13 protein-coding genes and 1 tRNA gene are annotated in these 12,848 nt (G+C 51.7%); 13 read left to right on the top strand and 1 reads right to left on the bottom strand.

Annotation, left to right across the window (positions count from 1 at the left end):
- The first annotated feature begins 103 nt into the window (after nucleotides 1-103).
- The 4 genes from msrB to EYA77_RS07030 all read left to right on the top strand — a co-directional run bounded on the left by msrB (nucleotide 104) and on the right by EYA77_RS07030 (nucleotide 3,300).
- Nucleotides 104-1,093, top strand: coding sequence for a peptide-methionine (R)-S-oxide reductase MsrB (gene msrB / locus EYA77_RS07045; RefSeq protein ID WP_167816307.1), 990 nt, complete (start codon nucleotides 104-106; stop codon nucleotides 1,091-1,093).
- A gap of 389 nt (nucleotides 1,094-1,482) precedes the next feature.
- Nucleotides 1,483-2,511 carry a hydrogenase formation protein HypD gene (gene hypD, locus EYA77_RS07040; protein WP_167816306.1) on the top strand — a complete coding sequence of 343 codons (1,029 nt, stop codon included), beginning with the start codon at nucleotides 1,483-1,485 and terminating at the stop codon, nucleotides 2,509-2,511.
- Nucleotides 2,512-2,521: 10 nt separating this feature from the next.
- Entirely contained in the window at nucleotides 2,522-3,181 is a 660-nt protein-coding gene (locus EYA77_RS07035) for an HAD family hydrolase (RefSeq protein WP_167816305.1), read from the top strand.
- 45 nt (nucleotides 3,182-3,226) lie between these two features.
- Nucleotides 3,227-3,300 (top strand) — tRNA-Arg (locus EYA77_RS07030).
- 78 nt (nucleotides 3,301-3,378) lie between these two features.
- Here EYA77_RS07030 and EYA77_RS07025 read toward each other — a convergent pair.
- Nucleotides 3,379-4,170 carry an FkbM family methyltransferase gene (locus tag EYA77_RS07025; protein ID WP_081406700.1) on the bottom strand — a complete coding sequence of 264 codons (792 nt, stop codon included), beginning with the start codon at nucleotides 4,168-4,170 and terminating at the stop codon, nucleotides 3,379-3,381.
- 187 nt (nucleotides 4,171-4,357) lie between these two features.
- On the opposite strand from EYA77_RS07025, the gene EYA77_RS07020 reads away from it, so the two are divergent.
- Genes EYA77_RS07020 through EYA77_RS06980 form a run of 9 tightly spaced genes read left to right on the top strand, consistent with a single transcriptional unit; the run spans nucleotide 4,358 to nucleotide 12,666 of the window.
- A complete protein-coding gene (locus EYA77_RS07020; RefSeq protein WP_042699886.1) occupies nucleotides 4,358-4,687 on the top strand; it encodes an ATPase in 330 nt (109 codons plus the stop codon).
- On the top strand, nucleotides 4,674-6,659 hold the full coding sequence (locus EYA77_RS07015; protein ID WP_167816304.1) for a V-type ATP synthase subunit I: 1,986 nt from the start codon (nucleotides 4,674-4,676) through the stop codon (nucleotides 6,657-6,659). The genes EYA77_RS07020 and EYA77_RS07015 overlap by 14 nt, the downstream gene beginning before the upstream one ends.
- 3 nt (nucleotides 6,660-6,662) lie before the next feature.
- On the top strand, nucleotides 6,663-6,914 hold the full coding sequence (locus EYA77_RS07010; RefSeq protein ID WP_042699880.1) for an ATPase: 252 nt from the start codon (nucleotides 6,663-6,665) through the stop codon (nucleotides 6,912-6,914).
- 15 nt (nucleotides 6,915-6,929) lie between these two features.
- Nucleotides 6,930-7,508, top strand: coding sequence for a V-type ATP synthase subunit E family protein (locus tag EYA77_RS07005; RefSeq protein ID WP_042699879.1), 579 nt, complete (start codon nucleotides 6,930-6,932; stop codon nucleotides 7,506-7,508).
- A gap of 8 nt (nucleotides 7,509-7,516) precedes the next feature.
- Entirely contained in the window at nucleotides 7,517-8,575 is a 1,059-nt protein-coding gene (locus tag EYA77_RS07000) for a V-type ATP synthase subunit C (RefSeq protein WP_042699876.1), read from the top strand.
- Nucleotides 8,576-8,878: a V-type ATP synthase subunit F gene (locus EYA77_RS06995; RefSeq protein WP_042699873.1), complete on the top strand. Its 303-nt coding sequence runs from the start codon at nucleotides 8,576-8,578 to the stop codon at nucleotides 8,876-8,878.
- Nucleotides 8,869-10,614 carry a V-type ATP synthase subunit A gene (locus EYA77_RS06990; RefSeq protein ID WP_042699871.1) on the top strand — a complete coding sequence of 582 codons (1,746 nt, stop codon included), beginning with the start codon at nucleotides 8,869-8,871 and terminating at the stop codon, nucleotides 10,612-10,614. Before EYA77_RS06995 ends, EYA77_RS06990 begins: the two co-directional genes overlap by 10 nt.
- Nucleotides 10,615-10,616: 2 nt before the next feature.
- Nucleotides 10,617-11,993: a V-type ATP synthase subunit B gene (locus EYA77_RS06985; RefSeq protein WP_042699868.1), complete on the top strand. Its 1,377-nt coding sequence runs from the start codon at nucleotides 10,617-10,619 to the stop codon at nucleotides 11,991-11,993.
- Between the two features lie 7 nt (nucleotides 11,994-12,000).
- Entirely contained in the window at nucleotides 12,001-12,666 is a 666-nt protein-coding gene (locus EYA77_RS06980; RefSeq protein WP_042699865.1) for a V-type ATP synthase subunit D, read from the top strand.
- Nucleotides 12,667-12,848 lie beyond the last annotated feature (182 nt).

Raw genomic sequence — 12,848 nt, 5'->3', positions numbered from 1 at the left:
ATGTTGCGGGGCGGCGGGCAGGCTGATGTTTTTGCCGATTCCTGCCGGTTTATAGAGTTATATATACAGACCGGGAAAATACTCATACATATCAGAGGCAGCTATGGTGCAGAAAAACGAACCGACATATCTGCCCGGGGAAGGGATCTTGGTGATCTATCTTGCGGGCGGTTGTTTCTGGGGGATGGAGAAGCTTATGCGTTCGATCCCCGGCGTGATCAGGACGACTGCCGGGTATGCGAACGGTAAGACCGGCGTGATCCCGGATTATGAGACGGTATCATCCGGAAGATCCGGCTACCGGGAGACCGTCCGCGTGGAGTATGATCCGGCGAAGGTGAGTCTGGACGCTCTGCTGTTTGCGTTTTTCCGCGTGATCGATCCAACAGTGGAGAACAGGCAGGGAAACGATCATGGGACCCAGTATCAGACCGGGATCTATTTTGCCGACGAGGCATCGAAAAACACTGTTATGCGGATCGCGGAGATCGAGAGGGAGCGGCACCCGGCGTTTAAGGTGGAGATCGGACCGCTGCAGTCGTTTTATGAAGCGGAGGAGTATCATCAGCGGTATCTGGAGAAAAACCCGGGCGGATACTGCCATATCGGCAGGACGGCGTTTGAGGAGGCAAACCGGATGGTCGTGGATCCGGGACGATATCCGCGCCCGAAGCCTGAAAAGATCGCAGAGATGGTGGATAAGACGGCGTTTGGGGTAACACAGAAGGGAGAGACGGAACCGGCTTTTCAGAATGCGTTCTGGGATCATGATGAGAAGGGGGTCTATGTCGATGTGGTGACGGGCGAGCCGTTGTTCACTTCATCGGACAAGTATCGGAGTTCCTGCGGGTGGCCGGCTTTTTCGAAGAGTATCGACAGCAATGCGATCGTTTCACGGGAAGACCGGTCGTTTGGGATGAAAAGGATCGAGGTGAAGAGCAGGGCGGGAAATTCGCATCTCGGGCATGTGTTTTCGAATGACCGGGAGTCGCCGACGGGAACGCGCTTTTGTATTAACAGTGCTGCGCTGCGCTTTATCCCCTATGAGGAGATGGAAAAGGAGGGGTATGGGTATCTGAAAGAACTGCTGTAAGGCATGACGGGCCTGATCCGGATCATAGATGAAGAAGATGGAGTATGCAGGGTATTCGGGAAGGAGTCTGTCGTTACCGGGAACGAGGTCATCAGCCTCTCATATACTGCAGGGATCTTCTCTGCTCTTGTTCTTTTTTTGGGGGGGTATTTTGGTTTCGTGTTTTCGTGTGGATTTCGTGAATTTGGTGTGATGAGTGGTACCACCCAAAGAATCCAATCCCACTCGCAAGTCTATCGACTTGGTCGCAAGTTTCCTTCGAAAACTTGCTCAGCTGAGGGCGACGACAAAGTCGTCACCCCGCTTCCGCTAAGGTCGGCCGCCCCTTCGGGGCAGCCCGCAACTCAAAAAGATGTGATTATCTGGAGTGACGTGCAATATACATACATATGACGCTCGGCACGGATATTGCAAAAAAACTCTCCGAGGTAGTGGATACAGACATCAGGATCATGCACGTCTGCGGCACCCATGAAGCCGCCATCGCCAAATACGGCGTAAGATCCGTCCTTCCTCCCCAGATGAAAATCGTGATGGGACCCGGCTGCCCGGTCTGCATCACCCCTCAGGGAGAGATCGATGCTGCATGCGAACTTGCCGAGCGGGGCTGCATCGTCTGCACCTACGGAGACCTCCTCCGGGTCCCCGGATCCAAAACCTCCCTCGAACATGTGGACGGCGATGTCAGGATCGTCCAGGGAATAACCAAAGCAGTCGAGATCGCACGCCAGAACCCGGAAAAGGAAGTCGTGTTCATCTCCGTCGGATTCGAAACCACCGTCCCGACCGTCGCCGCGACCCTCATCACCAACCCGTCCGAGAACTTCAGCATCCTCGTCTCTCACCGGCTCGTCCCTCCCGCAATGAAATGGCTCATGGAACAAGGCGAAGCAGACCTCCACGGATTCATTCTCCCGGGCCATGTCTGCGCCGTCATGGGATACCATGAGTATGAACAGTTCAAGGTCCCGCAGGTGGTCGCCGGATTCGAACCCGAAGACATTCTCCTCAGCCTTCTGATGCTTGCCGAGCAGATCAAAAACGGCGAAGCAAAAGTCGAGAACGCCTACCCCCGTGTTGTGACCTACGAAGGAAACGTCAAAGCCCAGAACCTCATGAAAGAGGTCTTCACCCCATCCGACGTCGAATGGCGCGGATTCCCGGTCATCCCCGAATCGGGTCTTGCCCTGAAGCCCGAGTTCGAAGCCTTCGACGCCCAGAAAAAGTTCGACCTGGTCTATGAAAAGATCACCAAAAAGGACGGCTGTATTTGTGATCGGGTCCTTCGAGGTCTCGCCGACCCCTCGGACTGCAAACTCTTCGGCAAAGCCTGCACACCGCGGGTCCCGGTCGGTCCGTGCATGGTCTCCCACGAAGGAGCATGCAGGATCTGGCATCAGTATCAGCAGAAAAAATAAAAATCCCGGTATGAAAACCTACACCAATATCGTCTTCGATCTCGACGGAACACTCACCGACCCGGCTCTCGGCATAACCAACTCCGTCATGTATGCGCTCGAAAAATACGGCATCCCCGTGCCGGACAGGAGCAAGCTGCTCAAGTTCATCGGGCCGCCCCTCATCGAATCATTTCAGGAGTTTTACGGTCTTTCCCGCGATGAAGCGAAGATCGCCGTTGAGTATTACCGCGAATACTACCGGGCAAAAGGCATGTTTGAAAACAGCGTCTTTCCGGGGATCGAAGACCTGCTGATATCCCTCAAAGCTAACGGCAAAAACCTGATGGTCGCAACAGCAAAGGTCGAGCAGTTTGCAGAGACCGTCTTGGAACACTTTGGGATCGCGAAATATTTTACCTGCATTGCCGGCAGCGATCTGGAAAACACGATAACGTACAAAGGCGAGATCGTCCTCTCCGTCCTGGAACGCTGCGAAATAACCGATAGGGAACACACCGTCATGGTCGGGGACCGGATGCACGACATCCTCGGCGCGAAATACGCTAACATCGATTCGATCGGCGTATTGTTCGGCTACGGCACGAAAGAGGAGCTGGAAAACGCCGGAGCCGATATCATTGCCGAAAGCGTTTCCGATCTGAAAAGGATCCTTTCACCCCAGGTATAAATACTCTCACGTGTAATATAGTAAGGCGTTCAATCTAATGCATGTGCACCGATAGGGTAGTCAGGATATCCTATGGGCCTCCGGAGCCTATGACTCGGGTTCGAATCCCGACCGGTGCGTCGTTTCTTTTTTAATGATCGTATTCTTCAAAGCAAAACTTTCCGCGTGAGCGATTCTCAAAAAAAAGAGGGTCAAATCTATTTCGCGAAGACCATCACCACATATCCGTTTCCGGCTGCAGCCTCCCGGCTCTTTTCCGCAAAGCCAAGCAGCTTCATCTTTTCCGCAAATGAATCCGGTGTGTTCTTTCCGTCGGCATATACCGCCGAGATGACCGTGCTCACGTTCCGGCTCAGGAACTCCGCCTCATACTGGACAACGGCATGCTCATACCCCACAATATTCATTACAAGTGATATATTCGACAGGAACCCTGCGTCTTCAGCAAGTTTTCGCACCGTTGTTGCCTCCACATCCACAGATTTCACGATCGCACCGTTTGACTTGACGATACGGTTATTCGTGATATCCGAGGTCACGGATACCGCGACCTTCGCCGATCCGTAACCGATCGCCTTCTGGACAAACGTCACGCCGAGATCGTTCATCTGTTTGGTTTTCTCCAGCGAAGGGATCAGATAGGGGTTCGGCTCGACCGAGATCTGATTCACCGGCATCGTCAGCTTATCGTTCATATATGCTGAAAGTGCGCCGATTCCCGCTCCAAGCTCGATAAGCGGGTTTTGTATGATCAGATATTCATCCGCCGCAGCAATCATCTCCGGTTCATATCCGTTTGGGTCCAGCAGAAGTTTCCAGATAAACGACCCGTCAACATATCCCGGGTCGACAAAAATCAGATTTCCGCGGATCATGACCTCACTTGGCGTCGGATTCACCAGACCCACACACCCAGCCGTCAGCATGATACCGACGACCAAAAGAGCTGAGATCAAAACTGAAACAGTTGTTCTCCCCGGCTTATTCATGGTAAACTTTCGGAGTGCAATCTATTTCTAGATATTGTTTGCCAAAGCCGGACACCCGGGCATTTTTCCGCCGGTCATATGGTATGTTCACCATAGATGGATGTTCAGACTGCAGCAAGCCCGGGTAAATAACGTAAGTATAAACATATCCGTTACCAAATAATATATGCCGTGAGAGGAGGGTTGGATGAAAACTGAGGTTCTGAAAAGCATTAAAGAAACCGAAGCAAAAAGTAAATCCACAATCACCGCAGCTGAGAGCGCCGCCGAGCAGACGCTTGCAAACGCAAAACTCGAAGCTGACAACCTGATTGCCAAGGCAGCAACCATTGCCGAGGATTACAAAAAGCAGAGACTTTTAGATGCACGGAATGTAGCAACAGCAAAGCATGCCGCTATCGTTACCCAGGGGAAGGCAGACGCCGATAACCTGATCAACGCAGGAAGCAAAAAGCTCCCGCAGGCAGCTTCGCTATTCGTAGAGCGGTTCAAGGAGAAACTGCATGTTTCAGCCTAGACCGATGACCCATTTGTTAATTGCCGCGAGCAAAGAGCAGATGGCGTCAGTTGTGACCGAATTATATCGTCACCAGATTTTCCACATCACCGATTTTGTAGAGCAGGGGAAAGAAGGGTATGAAGGAGTAAAAATCGGCGTTCCATTTGGCAATGCCGGCGATCTCTCGAATAACCTGCTGAAAATACGCTCCATTGAAAGCGTATTTCAGACCGCCCCGTCAACGCAAAGCACAGTCCAGATGCGTCCTGCAGAAACGATTCGAGCAGCAATAGATAGCGAACTTCCGAAAATTGATGAAGAAGTGAGCAGTCTCACGGTAAAGCGATCGAATGCAGAGACCCGTATCCGGGAATGCGAACAGCGTATCAATGAACTTAAACCATTTGCCTTAGTGCCCCTTGAGCTTGATCTCTACCGGGGTTACGAGACTCTGACTGTTTTTGCAGGGAGCATCGAGCATGACCTTGAGATCTCTGTTCCGCACGAGAAAAATTTTGTTGCGGGAAAAGACGGAAACTTCATAGTCGTCTTTGCAGAGAGCAAAAATGCAGCAGATATTGAAAGGCAGATGGCCGATGCAGGCTTCCAGAGTGTTTCCCTGCCGGTTGAATCCGGCACCGTACAGGCAGCAGTGGAAAAATACACTGTTGAACTGAACAAACAGACACAAATCCGCGAAGACTGCAACGCAAAGATCGTTGAACTCAAAGCAAAATACGCAGACTTACTCGCCGCTTGCGACGAAGTACTGTCCTGCGATGTGGAACGTGCCGAAGCACCGCTTCGATTTGCAACCACTGACGAAGCTTTCGTCATCGACGGCTGGATCCCGGCCGACGCAGTGGAAAAAGTCACCGCGGCGCTGAACCAGGCAACTGGTGAACGCGTTTATGTGGTCGTCGACTCCTCAGAGATTGAGGATACCGCGATCCCGGTGGAGTATAACAATCCATCGTTTGCAAAGCCCGCAGAATTATTTATGGACCTCTATTCCCGTCCGAAATACAAAGAACTGGACCCGACCATTATCCTTGCGATCATGTTCCCCTTACTCTTTGGATTTATCGTCGGCGATCTTGGATACGGTCTTCTTTATCTGGCACTTGCCCTTGTCCTTCGGAAGTTCTTACTCAAGATGGGCGAAATGGGTAAGAAAGCCTTTATAGTCATCCTTGGAGCAGCTATTTCCACGAGCGTCTTCGGACTGCTCTATAGTGAGTTCTTTGGTATGAGTCTTCCCTGGCACTCGATCATTTTCTCCCGCCACCTTCCAATTGGTGCCGGCATGGAACATGCGATGCCCCAGGTAATCGAACTGCTGATAATATCAGCCCTTCTTGGTGTAATTTACATCAGCGTTGGCCGTTTCTTCGGAATGATCAATCACTACAGAATGGATCACCCCGGAAGCCACCGGACAAAAGCAATCCTTGCTCAGCTTGGATGGAACTTTATCCTGTGGGGCATCCTGGTACTTATTCTCAGTGTGGCTGACTTAAACGAATACAGCCAGTTCCCCATTGCACTTCCCACATTAGTCGGAATCCCGACCATTGCCGGAATTATCGGTGCAATTCTGATCATCGTTGGTTGTGTGTTCGTCGCAATAGAGAACCCACTTGACCTGATGGAAATCCCAACAAACACGCTTTCCCACATGCTGTCCTTCTGCCGTCTTGCTGCAGTCGGTCTTTCATCCGTGGCGATCGCGATGGTTGTAAATTTCATGGCATTTGACTTATTCATAAGCCCGGCCATGAGCGACCTGAATGTTGTTGGTGTACTATTGATTATCGTGGGTGTCATAATTCTCATATTAGGTCACGCACTTAACGTCGCTCTCGGTATACTTGGTGGTGCTCTGCACCCGATTCGTTTACACTATGTCGAATTCTTTACCAAATTCTACCAGGGCGGAGGAATCATATACAAGCCCTTTGGACTTAAACGAAAATTCTCTGAGGAATAAAAAATGGCAATCGAATCTATGACAGTAGAAGCAGCACAGGCATTAGCATCCGGATACACCGCAATCGGCGCAGGTCTCGCAGTAGGTCTCGCAGGTGTCGGTACCGGTATTGGTGAAATGGGTATCGGCGCAGCCGCAGTCGGCGCAACCGCAGAAGACCGCGGAATGTTCGGTCTTGCATTACTCTTCACCGTTCTTCCGGAAACCGTCGTTATCTTCGGTCTCGTTATCGCACTGCTCTTGATCTTCGTCTAAGCGGAGCAGTCTGATATGGGACTTGAGGTAGTAGTAGACGAAATCAAAGCAAAGGGTGACCGAGAAGCTGCAGGCATCAAAGCCGCAGCAGAGGCACAGGCAAAAGAGATCGTCAACGAAGCAAACCTCCGTGCAAATGAGATCCGTCTCGCAGCCGAAAAAGACGCTGAGATCCAGGCAGAACGGATCATGATCCGTGAAGTCGCCAGCGCCAATTTGGTCGTGAAACGTGATTTCTTAAACGCACAAAAGGAACTTCTTGACAAAGTCTACACCAGTGCCGCCGAGGAGATCGCTAATCTTCCGGCAGAAGTACACGCAAAAGCGGTACGAGAACTCTTAAAAGAGTCTGCCAAGCAGATCAAAGCCGGTGTCGTTTTCACGAACGCACGCGACGAAAAGTCTGCAAAAGAAGCATTAAGCAGTTTAAAAACCCTGAGCGGATTTACGTTTGGAGGAATCACCGACATCGCAGGCGGTGTCGTTGTACAAAGTGCCGATGGTCAGCTCACACTTGACTTCTCATACCAGACCTTCATGGGTGAAGTCTGGGAAGCAAGTCTGAAAGATGCATCGGAGATATTGTTCGGATGAGGTAAACAATGACTGAGGTAATGAGCGGAATTGCTCCCTATATCTATGTCTCAACCCGCATGCGGGTCCGCAAAGCGAAGCTCATCCCCCGGGAAGAATATCTTCGCATGCTGAACATGGGTCTCCCTGAGTTCACAAGACTCATTGAGGAATTGGAGTACAAACGCGAAATCGATGAACTCTCTGCATCCTTTAAAGGTGTGGATCTCATTGAAAACGCCATGTCCTGGAACCTTGCAAAGGAGTATCAGCGCGTAATCGCTCTGGCTCCCGGAGAGATGAAAGGATTTACCCGTGATTACCTGCACAAGTGGGATATCCAGAACATTCTGAGTATCCTGCGAGGTAAAGAACTCGGATTTTCCGATGGGAAGATCCGTGCAGTACTTGTTCCGGCCGGTGCACTCGATGCCCCGACACTGGACAGGCTCATTGCTGAATCTTCAAGTGAGCGCATCGTTGAACAGCTGCCGATCAAGCAGATGTCAGCGATTCTCAGTGAAGGGCTCAGCGAGGCACTCGAGACACATTCCTTTGGGAAGATCGAGAACGAGCTGTACAAGTACTATTATGCAACGCTGATCAAAGCAGCACGTGGCGGTATGAAGGGCGGACTTCCGTTCCTGAAATATGTCATGTTCGAGATCGACATCAAAAACATCACCAGTGTTTTCAGAATGCGTGCACAGGGCGGCGACAACGCGGCCCAGCAGAACATCTGGATCCCCGGCGGTTCCTTCAAGCCTGAAGAGCTCGAAAGACTCAGCAGTGTTGAAAGTACCGATGAAGTGGTCGATTCGCTGAAAAAGAAGATCAAAGTCACCGTACTCCTTGATGCATTGGAATCACTGCGGGAAAAGAAACCGATTTATTCGATCGAAAGCACTCTGATTGCAACACAGCTCAATCAGATGGATAAAGTATCGAAACGCAATCCGTTCTCAATCTCGCCGCTTCTCGTGTATCTCGAAAGAAAGAAGTATGAAGTATCCAATCTCCGTGCCATTGCCCGTGGAAAAGAAGCAGGCCTGGACGCAGAGATTCTCGAAAAGTACCTGGTGATGTAAATGGAAATCGCAGTTATAGGAAAGAAGGAGTTCGTCTTAGGGTTCCAGCTCGCTGGCATCAAAAAGACCTACTCTGCCGAAAATCCCGAAAAACTTACCGAGACCATTACAAAGGTACTTGAAGATACAAATGTCGGAATACTTGTGCTGCAAAGCACGGACCTTGACCAGATCCCGCGTCGCCTGCAGGTAATCATTGAAAATTCTGTCAAACCGACCATCGTGACGATCGGTGGGCAGGAGGCAGGTCTCTCCCTGAGGGAGCGTATAAAACGTTCGGTGGGTGTTGATTTGTGGAAGTAACTAGCAAACCAGGAATACTCAAAAGAATTGCAGGACCAGTCGTCACTGCAGTTGATCTTGATGCACATATGTATGATGTGGTCAAGGTCGGAAACGAGGAACTGATGGGAGAGGTCATCAAGATCGACGGTGCAGACACCGTTATTCAGGTCTATGAATCTACCACGGGCATTCGCCCGGGTGAGCCCGTCATAAACACCGGTCTTTCGCTCGCAGTCGAGCTTGGCCCGGGTCTCTTGACCAGTATCTACGACGGTATCCAGCGTCCGCTCGAAGTGCTCATCCAGAAGATGGGTAACTTCATTGCACGCGGTGTTACCGCGCCGGGACTGGACCATGAGAAGAAATGGACCTTCAAACCGGTCGTTCATGTCGGAGACTCCGTTGTCCCCGGACAGATCGTCGGTGAAGTTCAGGAAACACGCAGTATCGTGCACAAAATCATGGTCCCGCCACTCGCAAAGGGCGGCAAGGTCACCAAGATCAATGCAGGAGACTTCACCGTTGATGAGATCGTTATCGAACTCGACTCCGGTGAATCCTTCCCGATGATGCAGAAATGGCCGGTCCGTGTCCCGCGTCCTTACGTGGAAAAACACAGCCCGAGCATCCCCCTTCTGACTGGACAGAGAATCCTTGACGGACTCTTCCCAATCGCAAAAGGCGGAACAGCAGCTATCCCCGGACCATTCGGATCCGGAAAGACCGTTACCCAGCAGCAGCTGGCAAAATGGTCCGACGCAGAAATCGTGGTCTATATCGGCTGCGGTGAACGCGGTAACGAGATGACCGAAGTTCTGACCGAGTTCCCCGAACTCCAGGACCCGAAAACCGGAAACTCTCTGATGGAGAGAACGATTCTCATCGCAAACACTTCCAACATGCCTGTGGCAGCCCGTGAAGCATCCGTATACACCGGTATCACTCTTGCAGAGTACTTCCGTGATATGGGCTACGACGTTGCATTGATGGCAGACTCCACCTCCCGGTGGGCAGAAGCAATGCGTGAGATCTGTTCACGTCTTGAAGAGATGCCCGGAGAAGAAGGATACCCGGCATACCTGTCGTCCAGACTCTCCGAGTTCTACGAGCGTGCAGGACTTGTCGAGCCGCTCGCAGGCGGATCAGGCTCTGTTTCCGTTATCGGCGCAGTTTCGCCTGCAGGCGGAGATTTCTCCGAACCGGTTACGCAGAACACGCTTCGTATCGTCAAAGTCTTCTGGGCACTTGATGCAAACCTCTCCCGCCGTCGCCACTTCCCGGCAATCAACTGGCTGCAGTCCTACTCTCTGTACATGGCTCAGCTGAATGATTACTACGACGAGAAGGTCTCACCCGACTGGAACAAACTCCGGTCCTGGTTCATGGAAGTTCTGCAGAAGGAAGCAGAACTGCAGGAGATCGTGCAGCTGGTCGGATCCGACGCACTGCCCGAAACCGAACAGATCACCATCGAAGTCGCCAGAATGATGCGGGAACTTTTCCTGCAGCAGAACGGTTTCGATCCGGTCGACACCTACTGTGATCTGCCCAAGCAGCTTGACATGTTCAAGATGATCAGAGCCTATGCAGACCTTGCATATGCCGCCCAGGCAGCCGGCATCCCGCCGTCGCAGATCCTTGCAGTCAAAGCAAAGAACGAAATGCCGCAGGTCAAGTTTGCCAAGGACTACAAACCGGTCCTCGACAAGATCTACGCAGGCATGGAAGCAGAATTCAAGGCACTGAGGGCATAATCATGAAAGAATATAAGACAGTCTCTAAAGTTGCCGGACCACTGCTTTTCGTCGAGAAGACAGAGCCGGTCAGCTACGAAGAGCAGGTCAGCCTTGTTCTTGCCGACGGCACGATGAAACGCGGACAGGTCCTTGATACCTCCGAAGATCTCGTCGTTGTCCAGTGTTTCGAGACCACGACCGGTCTTGGACGCGACACCGGTGTCAGGTTCCTTGGTGAAACCTTCAAGATGCCCGTCTCAAAGACCATGCTCGGACGTATCCTGTCCGGCGGTGGAAAGCCCATCGACGGCGGACCGGCGATCGTCCCCGACAAACGTCTCGACATCAACGGAGCAGCTATCAACCCGTACGCACGCGGAACGCCGAGGGATTTCATCCAGACCGGTATCTCCACCATCGACGGAACCAACACCCTTGTCCGCGGTCAGAAGCTCCCGATCTTCTCGTCTGCCGGTTTACCGCACAACGAGATCGCCCTTCAGATCGCCCGTCAGGCAAAAGTGCCCGGATCATCCGACGAGTTCGCCGTAGTTTTCGCTGCAATGGGTATCACCCGTGAAGAAGCAAACTACTTCATGGCAGACTTCGAGAGAACCGGTGCACTCGAGCGTGCAGTCGTGTTCCTGAACCTCGCTGACGACCCCGCCGTCGAGCGTACGGTCACCCCGCGTCTCGCACTCACCACCGCCGAGTACCTCGCATACGAGCTTGGTTACCACGTACTGGTTATCCTGACCGATATGACAAACTACTGTGAAGCGCTTCGTCAGATTGGCGCTGCCCGTGAAGAAGTTCCAGGCCGCCGCGGATATCCGGGTTACATGTATACCGATCTTGCATCCATCTACGAGCGTGCAGGTATCATCAAGGGCCTGAAAGGATCCGTGACCCAGATCCCGATCCTGACCATGCCCGGTGACGATATCACCCACCCGATCCCCGATCTTACCGGATACATCACGGAAGGTCAGATCGTTATTTCCCCGGAGTTACACCGTAAGGGTATCTATCCGCCGATCAACGTTCTGCCGTCCCTGTCCCGTCTGATGAACCTCGGTATCGGAAAGGGCATGACCCGTGATGACCACAAGAAGGTCTCTGATATGATGTATTCCGGTTACGCAGAAGGTGTCGATCTCCGCGGCTTAGTGGCCATTGTCGGAAAAGACGCACTCTCAGAGCGTGACCAGAAATTCTTAGAGTTCGCCGATGCATTCGAGAACAAGTTCGTCCGTCAGGGATCCGACGAGGACAGAACCATCGCTCAGACACTTGATGTTGGATGGGGTATGTTCACCCAGCTCCCGGAGAGCGAACTTGAGAAGCGTATCGACCGTGACCTCATCAAGACCTATCACCCGAACTACAGGAAGTGATTAAGTCATGGCGCTGAACGTGAAGCCTACCAGATCCGAACTGATCGCCCTGAAAAAGCGTATCAAACTCTCGGAACGTGGGTATAAGCTTCTGAAAATGAAGCGCGACGGACTTATCCTTGAATTCTTCAAGGTGTTAGCGGAAGCTAAAGATCTCAAAAATCAACTTGCGGAGAAGTACGAACGTGCACAGAAAATGATTGCGATCGCAGAAACTGTGGACGGAAGTATCGGAGTCAAATCAGCGGCGTTTTCGGCATCCGAAAACCCGGTGATCGACCTCAAAAGCAAGAACATTATGGGAGTAGTTGTACCAAAGATCGAATCCCAGAGTGTGAAGAAGTCTCTTACGAACCGCGGTTACGGTGTTCTTGGAACATCCGCCGCGATCGACGAGGCTGCTGATGCATTCGAGGAGTTAGTGGAGTGTATCATTCTCTCCGCTGAACTGGAGACGACTATGAAGCGTCTCTTAGATGAGATCGAAAGTACAAAGCGCCGTGTGAATGCCCTGGAATTCAAAGTTATTCCGGAGTTGATCGAGGCCCGCAATTTTATCAAGATGCGGCTCGATGAAATGGAACGCGAAGAGCTGTTCCGAATGAAAAGAACAAAGGGAAAGTCTGCTGCGAAAGCCGCAAAACTTGCCGCTGCACATGCAGCAGAAGTGTAATGCGAATTTCCAAAAGACCGGGAGAACCTCAGGGACTGCCGGAACGATCCGGGGTCTTCTTACCCGAATCTCTTTTTCTTTTTTATCTGTTTTGCCACAGCTGACCTGTGAATCTTTCTTACATCAGTAAACGGTTCTATATGAGTATGGCGATCAGTTCGACTGCGGATACATTGATGTTT

Source organism: Methanocorpusculum sp. GPch4 (assembly GCF_012062385.1).
Taxonomy (GTDB): domain Archaea; phylum Halobacteriota; class Methanomicrobia; order Methanomicrobiales; family Methanocorpusculaceae; genus Methanocorpusculum; species Methanocorpusculum parvum.
Note: the sequence above shows the minus strand (reverse complement) of the source record. Positions and strands in the feature narration are given on the sequence as shown.